Source organism: Ewingella americana ATCC 33852, assembly GCF_000735345.1.
GTDB lineage: Bacteria > Pseudomonadota > Gammaproteobacteria > Enterobacterales > Enterobacteriaceae > Ewingella > Ewingella americana.
In genome coordinates this window covers 1-264 of record NZ_JMPJ01000083.1, presented here as the reverse complement: position 1 = coordinate 264, position 264 = coordinate 1, and the positions used below count along the sequence as shown (strand labels likewise).

Sequence of the window (264 nt, the reverse complement as noted above, 5' to 3'; positions counted from 1 at the left end):
GATTGACGGTTAACCCTAGCTTTAAGCAAAAAGCCGCGTTGAACGCGGCTTTTTTTGTGTCTGCGAGTGGTTTAGGTGGCTTTCCGTGGACGCCCGCCTTTTTTTGCCATTCTCACGGCTGGACTGTGCCTTTACGGCGGTGCGGATCGCGCCATTGATTGACGCAGCGATCTTTTTCAAATCACTGGCCTCGAACAAGATTTTTGCTAATAAGCCGGGTAGAAAAATATCGACATCGCAGGCTGGAACGCGCAGGGCTTTGCT

1 pseudogene is annotated in these 264 nt (G+C 51.1%); it reads right to left on the bottom strand.

The annotated features are described in order from the left end of the window. Nucleotides 1-21 precede the first annotated feature (21 nt). A pseudogene (locus tag GEAM_RS23320) lies at nt 22-264 on the bottom strand (hypothetical protein); the annotation flags it as partial.